General features: G+C 45.3%; 14 protein-coding genes and 1 tRNA gene. 5 read left to right on the top strand and 10 right to left on the bottom strand.

What is annotated here, in order from left to right; genetic code table 11:
* Window positions 1–69: 69 nt before the first annotated feature.
* From CLV82_RS07830 to CLV82_RS07810, 5 genes are all read right to left on the bottom strand, one after another.
* Window positions 70–918 carry a universal stress protein gene (locus CLV82_RS07830; protein ID WP_133643764.1) on the bottom strand — a complete coding sequence of 283 codons (849 nt, stop codon included), beginning with the start codon at window positions 916–918 and terminating at the stop codon, window positions 70–72.
* An 18-nt stretch (window positions 919–936) separates the two neighbouring features.
* Window positions 937–1,782, bottom strand: a complete 846-nt coding sequence (locus tag CLV82_RS07825) for a universal stress protein (RefSeq protein WP_133643763.1) — start codon at window positions 1,780–1,782, stop codon at window positions 937–939.
* Between the two features lie 107 nt (window positions 1,783–1,889).
* A complete protein-coding gene (locus CLV82_RS07820) occupies window positions 1,890–2,729 on the bottom strand; it encodes a universal stress protein (protein ID WP_133643762.1) in 840 nt (279 codons plus the stop codon).
* Window positions 2,730–2,831: 102 nt separating this feature from the next.
* The gene (locus CLV82_RS07815; RefSeq protein ID WP_133643761.1) at window positions 2,832–3,878 is read right to left on the bottom strand and encodes a response regulator; all 1,047 of its coding nucleotides are present in this window, start codon (window positions 3,876–3,878) and stop codon (window positions 2,832–2,834) included.
* A gap of 68 nt (window positions 3,879–3,946) precedes the next feature.
* Entirely contained in the window at window positions 3,947–5,170 is a 1,224-nt protein-coding gene (locus tag CLV82_RS07810) for a sensor histidine kinase (protein ID WP_133643760.1), read from the bottom strand.
* A gap of 126 nt (window positions 5,171–5,296) precedes the next feature.
* Here CLV82_RS07810 and CLV82_RS07805 point away from each other — a divergent pair, with 126 nt between their 5' ends.
* The gene (locus CLV82_RS07805) at window positions 5,297–5,554 is read left to right on the top strand and encodes a hypothetical protein (protein ID WP_133643759.1); all 258 of its coding nucleotides are present in this window, start codon (window positions 5,297–5,299) and stop codon (window positions 5,552–5,554) included.
* Window positions 5,555–5,583: 29 nt separating this feature from the next.
* Window positions 5,584–5,985, top strand: a complete 402-nt coding sequence (locus CLV82_RS07800; RefSeq protein WP_133643758.1) for a hypothetical protein — start codon at window positions 5,584–5,586, stop codon at window positions 5,983–5,985.
* Window positions 5,986–5,990: 5 nt separating this feature from the next.
* On the opposite strand, the gene CLV82_RS07795 is transcribed toward CLV82_RS07800, so the two are convergent.
* Complete coding sequence (locus tag CLV82_RS07795) at window positions 5,991–6,845, bottom strand: universal stress protein (protein WP_243744170.1); 855 nt, start codon at window positions 6,843–6,845, stop codon at window positions 5,991–5,993.
* 37 nt (window positions 6,846–6,882) lie between these two features.
* Window positions 6,883–7,716, bottom strand: a complete 834-nt coding sequence (locus CLV82_RS07790; protein ID WP_133643757.1) for a universal stress protein — start codon at window positions 7,714–7,716, stop codon at window positions 6,883–6,885.
* A 46-nt stretch (window positions 7,717–7,762) separates the two neighbouring features.
* Between CLV82_RS07790 and CLV82_RS07785 the strand changes: the two genes are divergently transcribed.
* A complete protein-coding gene (locus tag CLV82_RS07785) occupies window positions 7,763–8,305 on the top strand; it encodes a hypothetical protein (RefSeq protein ID WP_133643756.1) in 543 nt (180 codons plus the stop codon).
* Window positions 8,306–8,311: 6 nt separating this feature from the next.
* On the opposite strand, the gene CLV82_RS07780 is transcribed toward CLV82_RS07785, so the two are convergent.
* Window positions 8,312–9,049 carry a sulfite exporter TauE/SafE family protein gene (locus CLV82_RS07780; RefSeq protein WP_133643755.1) on the bottom strand — a complete coding sequence of 246 codons (738 nt, stop codon included), beginning with the start codon at window positions 9,047–9,049 and terminating at the stop codon, window positions 8,312–8,314.
* 203 nt (window positions 9,050–9,252) lie between these two features.
* On the opposite strand from CLV82_RS07780, the gene CLV82_RS07775 reads away from it, so the two are divergent.
* Window positions 9,253–9,336: transfer RNA gene (locus tag CLV82_RS07775), tRNA-Leu, on the top strand.
* Between the two features lie 903 nt (window positions 9,337–10,239).
* Window positions 10,240–11,490 carry an NAD(P)/FAD-dependent oxidoreductase gene (locus CLV82_RS07765; RefSeq protein ID WP_133643753.1) on the top strand — a complete coding sequence of 417 codons (1,251 nt, stop codon included), beginning with the start codon at window positions 10,240–10,242 and terminating at the stop codon, window positions 11,488–11,490.
* Here CLV82_RS07765 and CLV82_RS07760 read toward each other — a convergent pair whose 3' ends face one another.
* Complete coding sequence (locus CLV82_RS07760) at window positions 11,491–12,213, bottom strand: 3-keto-disaccharide hydrolase (RefSeq protein WP_133643752.1); 723 nt, start codon at window positions 12,211–12,213, stop codon at window positions 11,491–11,493.
* Between the two features lie 10 nt (window positions 12,214–12,223).
* The gene (locus CLV82_RS07755) at window positions 12,224–13,585 is read right to left on the bottom strand and encodes a Gfo/Idh/MocA family protein (RefSeq protein WP_133643751.1); all 1,362 of its coding nucleotides are present in this window, start codon (window positions 13,583–13,585) and stop codon (window positions 12,224–12,226) included.
* Window positions 13,586–13,610 lie beyond the last annotated feature (25 nt).

The raw sequence follows: 13,610 nt of genomic DNA, 5'->3' as shown, positions 1-13,610 counted from the left end.
AAAAATAGATTCGTTCACGATGGGTTTCAATGATTTTGGTCAGTCAGCCAAATGGATTCCAGGCACCGGTCATCCCGGGTTAGTATGGGGCATTACCATGAAGGGAATTTTAATGTGGAATGCCAGTTTCTTGATCACCGGGTCTATAAAAAGCCTTTCAAAAAAGGTGTGTTTATTGCGGATCATCACTAACATATTTACCTTAGTCTTTACCTGGAACTGGTTGATTCCATCAATTATTTCGCATGGAGGAAGTTCATGGAACAAGTGGGGAACATCTGCTAAAACCTTTTCCAATTGTTCTTTATGTTTTTTCTGGTCCGGCGCAAGGGGGTACCCGGTGGCTATGTGAAGGATTTCTATACTGGATCCCTGCATTTTTGCCAGGTTTATCATAGGGGACAGTTCATGTTTATCATACGCAATCTCAAAATCGGTAGGGAACAACACCTCTGTCAGGTGTTCAAACTCAAATTCGTTCGGTATTAACAATACAGGGCAGGTAGATCTCTTTACCACGTGGGCACTGTTAGATCCCAGGAAGATCTCCTTGGCACCAGTAGCGCCCTGTGTGCCCATTATTACCATGTGCGCACCTTCATTAATTGTCATTTCCAGGATTTCCGCCACGAGGGTATTAAAGGCTTCATGGGGAATAAAAGTATGTAAGGGATTGTTGAACTCTGTCTTAAATTGCTCAGCGGCAGCCTTCAGTTTTTCCTGGGCCTGCTGTTGTAGAACGTCACCAAGACCTATCTGGCCAGGAAATTCAAGGATGTATTCCGGGCGGTATACCGCTGGAGTATAAGTGTGCAGCAGGTAAAAAAAGACTTCTTCCTTTTCAAATAATCTTAAGGCGTATCGAATTGCATTGAATGAATTCTCTGAAAAATCGGTGGGAAGGATTATCTTCATCATGATCTGGATAATTTAGAGTTAACGACTCAGGTTTTGTAAAACCATAAAAGGAATCTCGAGTTTAAGCGCGAGGATATCGACGGTTGATGGATACAACATATCTTCCAGGTGTGAATTGCGACTATTGACCATGACCAGCATCTGGATTTCATGTTCCTCGATCGCCTTGAGGATTGCCTGGGTCTTATCTTTCAGATTGGAGTTCTCAAAAAAGAGATTTGGATTACCTAGCCCGCATCTGAGAAACTCGCGGTTATCTTCCTGTCGCATAGACAGCTTTGAAACGGAATCTATATACAATACATGGACCGTGGATCTGAAAGAGGCGATCATATTGCAGAGTAATTTTAGCTCCCTTCGTTTATAGGGGATCATGTAGTCGGTTGGGAAAAGGATCTGCTTTGGCTGTGTGTAGCTGTAATTTGCCGGTACTGCGATTACAGGACAATGCACGTATTTAAAGACCTGGACGGTATTACTTCCAAAGGTTATTTTCCGGTCGTTCGTTTGGCCCTGTGTACCCATCACCACGGCATCGGCATTCATTGAAATTACGAGGTCATTGATCACATCGGTCAATGTCCCGAATTCTGTTTGACGGTATACTTTATGTCTCGGATTAGGAGCATAGGAGTGCATTTGCTCTTCTACTTTTTGCAGGCGGGTCGCTGCTGCCTTCTCTATTTCCAGCTTGCGTTTTTCGAAAGCATCCCGATCAGTCCCGGAGTAATCCTGGTATACTTCATCGGCATAGGCATGCACCAGGTAAAACTCGCTCTTTTCGTACTTGAAGACCTGGCAGGCGTACTTTAATGCATTGAACGCATTCTCAGAAAAATCGGAAGGAATAATTACTTTTCTCATGGTTCCATAATTATTGGTCCATAAAAGTATTCTTCTCTCCCCCTAAATGTTATGATTTAAGTCAGCTGCCTGCGAAATTTGAAGAAAAAAATCTAAAATCTCGGTATTTATTCGTGTAGGACGAGGAAAGGGATTTCCGTATGATAGCTGAACTTTTCCACTATAGGCCGGAAAAGGATCCGTTGTAAAAAATTCAGGTTCTTGGCTACCATCACTACCATTTGAATATCCCTGCTTTCTATGAAGCACTGTAACGAAGTTTCTATGGAAGTACCCCTCAAGGTGTGAAAAGAATGGGGTGCCCCGTTCAGGTATTCATGCAACAGGTCTTTATTTTTTTCCTGTTCTGCTGTAAGCTCCCTAGAGCGGGTTGCAATGTGAAGAATTCTCAGGTTTGCCTGGTATTTCCTGATAAGCCCCACCATCACCTCTAAAACTCCTAAGTCATAATTGATCTGGTAATCCGTGGGAAATACTATTTCATTGAGTTTTTCGTAAACTGCATCCTCAGGAACTACCAGGACAGGACATTTAACCTTGGTAATGACATTACCAGTATTGCTGCCGAGGGTGATTTTCTTAAGCCCGGAAGCACCCCTGGTTCCCATAATGATAAGATCTATCTTATAGTCCTCAACCTGGGATTTAATACTGTCAACGAAGAAATCCGAACTGGCCAGAGTAGCGAAGGTATGCTTCCCCTCAAGCCCCTTATCACGGATACGCAGAACAAGGTCTTCCAAGTTTCGCTTGCGATCCCTGAGTATTTGATCACGTAATTCTAGTGAATTAGATGTAACCGTGCTTTCTGCTGCAGTAAAAACGGGTCGTACCTGAACATGTGATAGGTAAATAACACATTCCTGACCTTTAAGGAGTTCCAGGCCATACAAAATGGCATTCCATGCATTGTTGGAAAAATCAGTCGGGATGAGGATTCTTGTCATGCCTAGGGATTATTGAAGTATTTATGCTCCAAAATTATCGCCCTTTCTCCCTGCTTCCTATGAGGAATGTCAGTTGATGCCAGCTTGGCAACTCAGCTCCGTTTAACTCATCCGTTCCAGCGCTTGTTTATCAAGGATTCTAATATCCCGGTTCTTGATCTCTATCAGGCCTTCGTCCTTAAACCCGGAGAGCGTGCGAATCAGGGTTTCCGTGGCAATCCCGGCGACGCTGGCCAGGTCACTCCTGAGTACGTGGATATCCCCGGAAATATCGCCCGGGATTTTTTCGGCAAACCGCAGTAAGGTTGAGGCGGTCTTTTTACGGACAGAACCATAGGCCATTTGTAACAGCTGTTTTTTTGCTTCGGTCAGCGAATCAGAGAGATACTGCATAAAACTGAGTGCAAGATCGGGGTCAGCAACTAGTACCTCCTTGATCATTTCTTTGGCAATTCCGACCACTTCGGTGTCCTCCAAGGCAGTAGCGTAGTCTTTGTACGAGATATTCTGGCTGAAACTGACCAATCCAAAGATATCATCTCCTTTATATATGCCGGTTATCAGCTCCTTACCTTGTTCGTCCAGTACATAGGTTTTTACACTTCCTTTCAGTACCAGGTAGACGGTGTTAGAATTATCCCCCAGTACATATATACTTTCACCCGCCGCGAAACTAAATTCTTTCCCTTCATCGTCTATAAGATTTTTAAGTTCGTGTAATGTCCTGGGGGTCTTATTGGCGGAATCTGTTTCACCAGTCCTGTCCAGCTCCTTGAGGATAGCCATTTTTGCCAACCGACTTTCTATTGCTCCAATCAGTTCGCTTTCTTCAAAAGGTTTGGTCAGGTAATCGTCCGCCCCTAGCTCCATTCCTTTTCGCACATCACTACGTTCCGTTTTTGCCGTCAGGAAGACAAAAGGAATCCTCCTGGTGCTGGGTTCTTCGGAAAGGGCTTTAAGCACACCGTAACCATCAATCTCGGGCATCATAATATCACAAATGATCACATCCGGAGATTCATTCATAGCAGCATCAATCCCTTTTTTACCATTGGCAGCCGTGATCACTGAATAATCTGAAAGTTCCAGGAGTTCGGCCGTAGTTTCCCGAAGCACAGGATCGTCTTCTATTAATAGGATCTTCTTCATTGTTGGTTGTTTTAAATATGCAACATAATAAATTCAAATCTCACTTTTGCCTCGCGGAACTTAGGGACTTACTCCTTTATAGGTAATGTAATGGTAAAGGTAGAACCTACATTCAGTTCACTTTCGAAATCTATAGATCCGCCAAGGTTATTCAGGTGACCGCGAACGATATTAAGCCCGATACCGGTCCCCTGGGTCAGCAGCACATTTTCTGCCCTGAAATACCGATCAAAAATATGTTTCTGATCTTTTTCAGGAATCCCGATACCATTATCCCTGACGCTGAAAATTATTTGACTTTCGTCCAATTCGACTTCCAGATCAATCTCAGAATCTTCAGGGGAATATTTGGCAGCATTATAAAGGAGGTTGGATAGTGATAATTTTAAGATCTTCTCATCCTGGTAGAGCGTCACCTCATCTATATTCTGAGGTAAATTAATACTCTGCCCGGATTTGAGTATCATATTGGTATTATAGACCACCTCGTTAATGACCTTGCTCAGGGAGAAGTGAGTTTTCCTGTAAATTTCCTTCCCCTGGTCCAGTCGCTCTATGGACAGGAAATCATTAAGGATACTGTTCAGCCTTTTAACTTCCCCGAAGATGGTCTGCAGGTGTTTCTCCCTTTTTTCCTGTTGTTCACCTGTTTTATATTTTCCTACCAGGGTTGCCGAGGTCATGATCCCACTCAGCGGGGTTTTGAATTCGTGAGAGACCAGGGATAGGAATTTGGTCTTTAATTCGTTCAATTCCTTTTCCCGTTGCAGGGCAGTCTTGATCAAGGCCTCAGCCTTTTTCCTTCGCTTTATCTCCTTCTGGAGTTCTGCTACCGTATTGCTCAATTCCTGGGTACGCAACTGGATCTTCTCTTCCAGGTGGGCATTCAGTTCCATGATCTGGCTGTCCTTATCGCGTAACTCGGTCATATCATAAACCAGGGCTAATACATAATTCCCTTCTGGCAAGGTAAAAGGGTTTAGACCAACTTCCAGGGGAAATTGTTCCCCGGTCTTCCGCAATCCGTATAAACTACGGCCTTCGGCCATTCTTTTCTGTTCATTGTGCCGGTAGAAGCCTTTTACATGTTCTCTGTGAACGCCATGATATTTCGGAGGAATAATAGTCGCCAACGGTTTTCCTTCGAGCTCCCCCACCTCGTAGCGGAAAAGGCGATCTGCCCTTTTATTTGTCGCTACTATATCCTGTTTCTCATTAACTACCACGATACCTTCCGAAATTGCTTCAGAAAGCATCCTGAAAACAGTATCATTTTGTTCAAATGCACGCATACTATAAATGTACATCTTTTTCTATATCAGTCGGAATAAGAGGCCGACCAGGAATTATATCATCATGATCGCAGTCATAGTAAAAAATTAATAGGCCCTTTACCTTGACCAAAAAATATTTACCTTATGAAAGTATTGGCCCACGTTAAAGATTTTTCCTCGATCTCCGATAAAATGAAGATACAGCGGAACCTTTCAAAGATCATGAATGTCCGGATCCTTGATTCGGATCTTCATACGCAGGCACTGACCATTCTCTGTGGCAACGAGTTTGCCCTGGAGCAGGCGATCCGCGAACTTGACCGAATCGGATTACCAGCGACTTTCCAGGTGCTCAATGGCCAGAAGCGGAGCAGTGAACGATCGCCACAACCGGTGATATAAATCAAGTTATTTATTCTAGAGCAGGAATCATGGAACAACAAGAAAAAATTATCTCTGAACTCTATCAACACCTCGGCAGGCTTTTCTATGCCGTTGCTAATGCTGATAAAAAGATCCATCCGAAAGAAATCGATGCTTTACTGAAAGATGTCCGGCGCTACTGGTTAGATATAGATGAAGGGGTGGATGAAACCGGTTCCGATGCGGCGTACCAGATAGAAATTGTATTCGACTGGTTGATGGCAGAAGAAATGGAACCACAGGACCATTTCAAGGAATTTTCCGACTTCTACAGGGAAAATAAAGAATTATTCAGTCCCCGGATCAAGGAATTAACCCGGAAAACCGCCCGGGATATTGCGGGTTCTTTCGCAGGGAAGAATAAATCTGAACTTATCCTCCTGGCAAAAATAGACCAGTTACTGGCCTAACCCTTTTACATTCTAAAAGTCATTACCGGGATGGGTGCATGATTAACCAGATCTTCACCTATACTCCCCATAAAGAAATGTGCCAATCCTTTTCTGCCATGGGTAAGTACGGCGATGATATCCGCTTTTTCCCGCTGGGCCTGGTAGTACAATCCCTGCTCCAGGGAGTAATCCGAGATAAATACCTGATCGATATGTTCCGGAATGCCACCGGGATGAGCTAGGGACAAGAAATCGTCTGCACGCTGCCGGGACCGGGCAGTACTGGAATAACTCATATTGGGAAGATTAACATGGAGCAAACAGATTCGGCAACCCCGGGCTGAGAACCATTTTATCGCTCTGGCATAGACATCTAACTGTTCTTTCCTGTAATCAATTGCCATCACTACAGTCCTGGGGTTAAAGTCCCTCACCCTCTCTTTTATGACTAGTACGGGTACGGTTATGGTGCGCACCACCTTTTCGGTATTAGATCCTACAAATATCTCGCCGACGCCGGAGGTACCGTGAGATCCCATAACCACTAGGTCTATAGCGTTTTCCCGCACTACATTATTCAATTCTTCAAAACGCTTATAGTTCTGTAAGATGACTTTAACTTCTATCCCTTTTAAACGAGGACTTTCAAGTATATGTTTAAATTTATCCCGGGCCATCTTCATATAGTATTCTGCCTCGGCTTCTTTTTGTGAATAGTCCTGCAAGAGCACGGACTGGGCAAGACCCAACATATGGAAAAGAAAAATGTCACTGTTGTTTTCCCTGGCCATGTTAGCAGCCACTTCTAAGGCGTATTCAGAATGCGGTGAAAAATCTACCGGTACCAGGATATTCTTTATAGTTCCGTTGGTCTCCATGTTGCTATGTTTTTTTTGAAGTAGTTAGGAATTCAAGTCAGGAAATATATCCTAACACCGGGGTGTTGGTATTCTTTCCCATAGTCTTTACCCTGTCCTTATGAAACAGGCTTTTAATAACGCCTTTCCCTTTTCGCTCGAGCATCACCACGAGATCTACAGCATTAGTTTCCACGTATTCTCTCAGGTTATTTATGATCTTCCCGGGATAAAGCATCATAAAGGAAAGGTCTTCATATGCTATTTCATGATCCAGCAATTCCTGGAACCACTGCATTTGTTCTGCGCTGGTATACTCTCCCTCCACGGGGACGTGGATAATGACCAGGGAAGCCCTGTAAGCTTTTGCCAGGGGTAAGACATATCGTAAAGCCTCGATATCCTTCATCTCGAAATCTGTGGCGTAAATTATTTTTTTGATCTTTTTATGCCGCTTGGAATTGGGAATCAGCAGCACCGGGCATTCCGATTTTTCTAATAGCACGTGGGCTATGTTTTCTGCAAACAGTCCTCTTTCTGAGTGTTCATCTTTCATCCCCACCACCAGCAGATCAGGCTTTAATTCTCCCACCCGTTCCAGGATACCCTGGGAGACCGAAGGATTATTCACTACATCCAGGTTTAACTGGATTACAGGGGAGGCAATACTCAGATAGCGGCTGCAGTAATTTTTAAGGATTTCCATTTGCTCGTGGTACGGTGAGAGCACTAATGGCTCGTCACTCAGCCTGGCTTTCGCCTGCAACTGGTCATAATGGTAAACATTGAGAACGGTAAGAGATGCCCCTAATATTTCACATAATTTGTAAACATATCGCAGTGCGGGTTCAGCATGTTTTGAGCAATCCGTGGTGTAGAGAATATTCTTCATGGTATGAAAATTTAACCTAATCTAGAACATTGACCTGCCACCCCAAATGACGAAGGTCATTCCTGTACAGCAGCCCAGGTTATACTTTTACCTCAGCATAAGATTTTATACCTACAACCACGTAATATTCATAGCCATGGTAACAGCAGACACCAATAATCTCCCGGATTCTTCACACAGGCCCAACTGGAAAAAATCTTATATCCTCGCTAATCATTGGAAATCAGACCTGGATTTTTACCGGGAAGAACTACGACACCTACACCATATAATCAACAGTTACAGTATCTGGATCGTCAAAGAGGACAACCAGCATTTACTTGAATCCATGGAAAGCAAGCTCTACCGTATCCGGTCGGTTTGCGAAGAACTGATACACAAGGTTGGTGCACATATTATGGAAATTGGACAATTCGTAGAAAAGGATGAGATCACGGCGCCGAGCAGGGTAGCTGCTACCCACCATACGCTGGAGCAGGAAATTGCTGCCTTCGTGAAGTCGTACCGCGAGTGCCGTAAAGATCTTTTCTCGAACACCGAGGTTATACTTGATAACGAAAAAGAAGCTGCCCGGATCTTCAGGTCCTGACCCAGTTCAGTACCGTGTTGAGGCAAGGACCACGGTAGTGATCCCAATCCCGAACAACAGCAATAAAACTATTTTCTTAAACAGTTCCTGACTGATCTTTGATAAAAGGCACTTGCCAAGGTAAGTCCCTACAATCCCCACGAGGAAAAGGATAGGTACCAGATACAGTTCACTCCAGCCAATATAACCACTGGAAGTATATACGATACTTCTGCTGAGATCTACCCCCATGTCTATTACGGCCGAGGTTGCAATGAATTTATCCTTCTTTAAGTTATAGGCCGAAAGGGTTGCCCCCCTGATAGCTCCCCCCGTTCCTAATAGACCAGCAATAAAACCGGAAAAAACTCCGCCTGCAAATGCATTTTTTTTGGAAGGACGGATCTGCAGGTCCTTTTTGATCAGGAAAAGTAAACTGAATAGAACCAGGAAGATGCCCAGGACGAAATTCAGTATTTCTCCCTTAACGTATCTGCTCAGCAAGCTTCCGGCAATGACGAAGAGTACAGCTGGAATTCCAAGGTACAGGACAAGATTCTTATCGAACCCTTTCCTGAAAAAGACAATTTTTGAAAGGTTACTACTCAGGTGGAACAAGGCGGTTAATCCCAATACGGTTTTAAAGGCCATAAAGTAACTGGCCATCGGAACAAAAAAAACGGAAGATCCGAAACCACCGAGTGTTCCGATGACTTCAGCTATTACGGCCAGAATAACAAAAATGGGCAAATCCTGTAGATCCATTCAGCTTGTAGTGAGGTCAAATCTAAATATCTTACTCATGCTCCGGAATGACATGGCTCATACAAAAACGGGCTGTTATCAGTTTCGATAATTGAGGGTGGAATCCGTGCCAATTTATGTTGTGGGTATAAAATTAGCTTTCTATCTTTGCAGCCCTGTGAAGCTCATCCGTGAGCTAATCACTATCAAAACCGGTTAATCGGGCCCACGTGGTGGAATTGGTAGACACGCTACCTTGAGGGGGTAGTGTTCGTAAGGACGTGCTGGTTCGACTCCAGTCGTGGGCACAAAGCCTCTTACATTTGTAAGGGGCTTTTTTAATTCTGGACCTCAAAATGCTCCCTGGGTTTACGAATAAGCCTATACCCACTTCATTGAAGTAACAGCCTCACTTCTGATATTAGATCTTAAATTTTCGGCCAATGCATGGATAGTTCGAGGTTTGAAGTTTGAAGTTTGAGGTTTGAGGTTTGCAGTTTGCGGTTTGGGCTTTGCTGTTTGCTGTTCGCGGTTTACTGTTTGCTGTTTACAGAATATATCAGTCCCTTCTGTCACCCTTGTCACCTTGCACCTAAGTACCCGTGTCACCGCCTCACTGCTGCCCCCCCAGCATCACCGCATCACCCGCCCGAACGACGTTCAGTCGGGCGGGCCGTATCACCGTATCACCCTCAAATAGGTTCGAGGTTCGCAGTTCGCAGTTCGAGGTTTGCAGAATATATCAGTCCCCTCTGTCACCCTTGTCACCTTGCACCTACGTGCCCGTGTCACCGCATCACTGTATAACCCTCGGTATCTCTGAGTGCCGGTATGGCGCTTTAACCGTATCACTGCTTCACCCGCCCGAACGACGTTCAGTCGGGCGGGCCGTATCACCGTTTCACCCTCAAATAGGGTCGAGGTTCGCAGTTCGCAGTTCGAGGTTCGAGGTTTGCAGAATATATCAGTCCCCTCTGTCACCCTTGTCACCTTTGTCACGTTATACCTATGTACCTATGTAACTGTTAACCATTATAGCCTTTGCACTCTATGACTCAGTGACGGCATGACGGTATCCCGGTAAACCACTATTTAAACCCGGAGCAGCGAGCATGAAAAAAATGTGGATCCCCTTTTCATTTTCATCACATGATATCTGCGGAATGTTTACTTTAGTCATGATTGATAACAACCAAAATTTAGAGGGTTAAATGGGAAAACATGTTTTGATCATAGGCGGGGGTATTGTGGGTTTAAGCTGTGCGTATTACGCCCAGAAGGATGGCCATAAAGTGACCGTCCTGGATCGCTCAGATATGAGTGGAGGTGCTTCATACGTGAACGCGGGATACCTCACTCCAAGCCATATCATACCTCTGTCCTCTCCCGGCATGATGGCAAAGGGACTGAAATACATGCTCAATGGCAGTAGTCCATTCTACATGAAACCCAGGTGGGACATGGACTTTTTCCGATGGATATGGCAATTTAATAGATCTGCCACCCCGGGACATGTTGAGAAATCCATCCCATTGATCCGCGATATCAACCTCCTGAGCAAGGATCTCTATACAGAACTGCATGCTTCCGGTGACCTGGGGGATTTTCAACTGGAGAAAAAAGGGCTGCTGATGCTCTATAAAACCCGGAAAGAAGAGCTGCGTGAAAAAGAAGTGGGCAAAAGAGCTGTTGAAGAAGGTTTAGAGACTGTAGAGCTCAACAGGGAACAACTGCTGGAGGTACAGCCTAATATAAATGATGAAGTCCTCGGTGCCGTTCATTACCTGTGCGATGCCCACACCACCCCGAACGAATTCATGAAAAAAATGAAAGCCTACCTGCGAGAGAAAGGCGTACAGATCAAAACCCTGGAGGAAGCACAGCGTTTCAAGGTCCGGAAAGATAATATCCTGGCTGTTGAAACGGATATCGACACCTACCCTGCAGATGAATTTGTGATTGCGACAGGTGCCTGGAGCGAAGGACTTTTTAAAAAACTGGGACTTTCCATGCACATGCAGGCAGGAAAGGGTTACCGGATAAATGTTGAACGGGACACCGGGATCCTGCTGCCGGCTGTATTAATGGAGGCCAAGGTGGCCGTCACCCCTATGAAAGGATTTACGAGGTTTGCCGGGACGATGGAATTCTCGGGCTTGAACCATGTGCTCCGCAAAAAACGTATCAGGGCAATTGCGAAGGCAGGTGAGTCCTATTACAAAAATCTTGAAATAACCGAAGAGGAACTGGTTAATGCTCAATGCGGACTGCGGCCTGTTACGCCGGATGGACTACCCTATATAGGGCGGACCTCAAAATATAATAATGTCACCCTGGCCACGGGACATGCCATGATGGGATGGAGCCTTGGTCCTGCCACCGGGAAACTTGTCAGCGAGATCATAGCACAAAAAAAACCATCCATGAACCTGGATGGTTTTATGCCAGAACGCAGGTTCTGATCAGAGTCTCCTTACCCTCACATTCCTGTACCAAACCCCGGCACCGTGATCCTGTAGTGCGAGGTAGCCGTCATTGGTTTTCCCATAATCCGGGTAATCATTCCATTTCCCGCTGTTTCGCTTGGTTTTCCAGTCTTCCGAGTTCTTATCGAATTCCACGATCTTCTCACCGTTTAACCAGTGCTCCACTTTTCCCTGGTTGAAGACGATCCGGCCACTGTTCCAGTTTCCTGCCGGTTTTAATTCCTTTTTATCATTGGCAACATGCATGGCATAATTAGCCCCCGCTTTCTGCCAGTCTTCCAAAGGACCCTTATAGCCATCATCATCAAGCACCTGGTATTCGGGTGCTGTCTGGTAAGGGGAATGATAAATGGTATCTTCCACTACATGGTAAAATACCCCGCTGTTTCCCCCTTCGGTGATCTTCCATTCAAACTCCAGTTCAAAATTATCAAAGGTTTCGGTACTGATGATATCACCTCCCATATCCCCTGCTTTTCCGTAGCAGGTGATCAGGCCTTCTTCTATAGACCAGTTAGAGGGCAGACTATCCTGGTTATACCCTCGCCAGTCATCCGGTTCCATAAGACTTATCCAGTCGTTCCCTGTATTTACTGCTTCTTCCTGTACAGCAGAATCAGCTGTCTTCTCATCTTTGTTTTCTCCTTTGCAGGCGATCAAGCCTAAACATAATAAGAGTGGTAAGTATATTTTTTTCATCGGTTTGGATTTAAATTAATTTCATTTTTACTGGATCCCATTTCATAGCCTTGTCCTGATAGTAACTGTCATTGCATAATAATGCCGGAGCAGCAGCCCTATATCCGAAAACAGCATCTTCAGCTACTGATTGCCCCCCGCGTATGGCCGTCAGCCAGTTTGCAAAATGATCGTAATGAGCCCCTTTATATCCTTCTTCAGCCATATAGACGATCTCGTCCTGTGGTCTCATTTTCTTCCGGTCTGTATTTCCTCCTGTCCGCTCTGCCTGTGCCTGCAGGAAAGGATCCTCTTCACCCTGGTACTTGTTCCGCTGAAGCGTAACTTTTTCCCACTCCACATTCATCGAACCCTCACTCCCGACGATACGTAAATAGGTAGTCCCCGAAGTTCCATCGACAAAATTACACCGCAGTGAAAGGTTAAAAGCAGGGTGTTCTTCTACTTCCGGGTAATCAAAGACGCCCAGTAAAACATCGGGCACTTCCCTCCCATCTTTCCAGTACCGCAATCCGCCGGAGGAATAGATCTGGTTGGGACCTTTAGAACCGGTTATGAAGTGCAGGCTGGAAAACAGGTGAACAAACAGGTCCCCGGACATTCCTGTACCGTAATCACGATAATTACGCCACCTGAAAAAACGGGTGGCATCAAAAGGTCGCTTTTCTGTAGTCTGGATAAAGGTATCCCAGTCTACGGTCTGTTTAGAAGCATCTTCGGGGATACGGTATTGCCACGCTCCGGTAGGGCTACGACGCGCCCAAAACCCCTCTGCATAGTTTATGTCACCGATAGCGCCCTCTGCTATGAGTTCCCTGGCCTTTTCATTCCCCAGGGAAGACATCCCCTGGCTGCCCACCTGGAAAACCATCCCGGTTTCTTTCTGGGCTTTGATCACATCGTGACCTTCGTCTACACTATGTACCATCGGCTTTTCGCAATAAACATGCTTTCCTGCCTTCATAGCGTCCACACTTATCTTTTTATGCCAATGGTCCGGGGTAGCTACGATCACAGCATCGATATCCGGCATGGCCAGGACCTCCCTGTAATCTTTAGTGATGAAAAGGTCATTTCCGAACATACTGCGCGCTCTTTCCAGGTGACCATCATACAGGTCACATACTGCTCTCAGGACCACACCCTGGTGTCTCAAGGCTGTCTTGATATCCTCCAACCCCATTCCGCCTGCCCCGATGAGGGCTAAATTCAATTTGTCATTAGCACTGTAGATCCTGCGTTCAGGTAATGTTATTATCTCCCGGCCGGGGGTGGCCGAACTCAGCAATGCCGGGGCTCCTGCTACGGCCAGGGCACCTGTCCCCAACCTGGTCAGGAATTCCTTCCTGCTATGTTTTCTGTAATTTCCCATAAACAATATTCTGTGGTGGTTAATA

Source organism: Zeaxanthinibacter enoshimensis (genome assembly GCF_004362865.1).
In the GTDB taxonomy this organism is placed as follows: Bacteria; Bacteroidota; Bacteroidia; order Flavobacteriales; family Flavobacteriaceae; genus Zeaxanthinibacter; species Zeaxanthinibacter enoshimensis.
Note: the sequence above shows the minus strand (reverse complement) of the source record. Positions and strands in the feature narration are given on the sequence as shown.

Bases quoted from the DNA above. Each gene is read 5' to 3' on its own strand.
- CLV82_RS07765 (WP_133643753.1), top strand. From the start codon at position 10,240: ATGGGAAAACATGTTTTGATCATAGGCGGGGGTATTGTGGGTTTAAGC.
- CLV82_RS07760 (WP_133643752.1), bottom strand. From the start codon at position 12,213: ATGAAAAAAATATACTTACCACTCTTATTATGTTTAGGCTTGATCGCC.
- CLV82_RS07795 (WP_243744170.1), bottom strand. From the start codon at position 6,845: ATGGAGACCAACGGAACTATAAAGAATATCCTGGTACCGGTAGATTTT.
- CLV82_RS07820 (WP_133643762.1), bottom strand. From the start codon at position 2,729: ATGACAAGAATCCTCATCCCGACTGATTTTTCCAACAATGCATGGAAT.
- CLV82_RS07755 (WP_133643751.1), bottom strand. From the start codon at position 13,585: ATGGGAAATTACAGAAAACATAGCAGGAAGGAATTCCTGACCAGGTTG.
- CLV82_RS07815 (WP_133643761.1), bottom strand. From the start codon at position 3,878: ATGAAGAAGATCCTATTAATAGAAGACGATCCTGTGCTTCGGGAAACT.
- CLV82_RS07830 (WP_133643764.1), bottom strand. From the start codon at position 918: ATGATGAAGATAATCCTTCCCACCGATTTTTCAGAGAATTCATTCAAT.
- CLV82_RS07810 (WP_133643760.1), bottom strand. From the start codon at position 5,170: ATGCGTGCATTTGAACAAAATGATACTGTTTTCAGGATGCTTTCTGAA.
- CLV82_RS07785 (WP_133643756.1), top strand. From the start codon at position 7,763: ATGACGAAGGTCATTCCTGTACAGCAGCCCAGGTTATACTTTTACCTC.
- CLV82_RS07805 (WP_133643759.1), top strand. From the start codon at position 5,297: ATGAAAGTATTGGCCCACGTTAAAGATTTTTCCTCGATCTCCGATAAA.
- CLV82_RS07790 (WP_133643757.1), bottom strand. From the start codon at position 7,716: ATGAAGAATATTCTCTACACCACGGATTGCTCAAAACATGCTGAACCC.
- CLV82_RS07780 (WP_133643755.1), bottom strand. From the start codon at position 9,049: ATGGATCTACAGGATTTGCCCATTTTTGTTATTCTGGCCGTAATAGCT.
- CLV82_RS07825 (WP_133643763.1), bottom strand. From the start codon at position 1,782: ATGAGAAAAGTAATTATTCCTTCCGATTTTTCTGAGAATGCGTTCAAT.
- CLV82_RS07800 (WP_133643758.1), top strand. From the start codon at position 5,584: ATGGAACAACAAGAAAAAATTATCTCTGAACTCTATCAACACCTCGGC.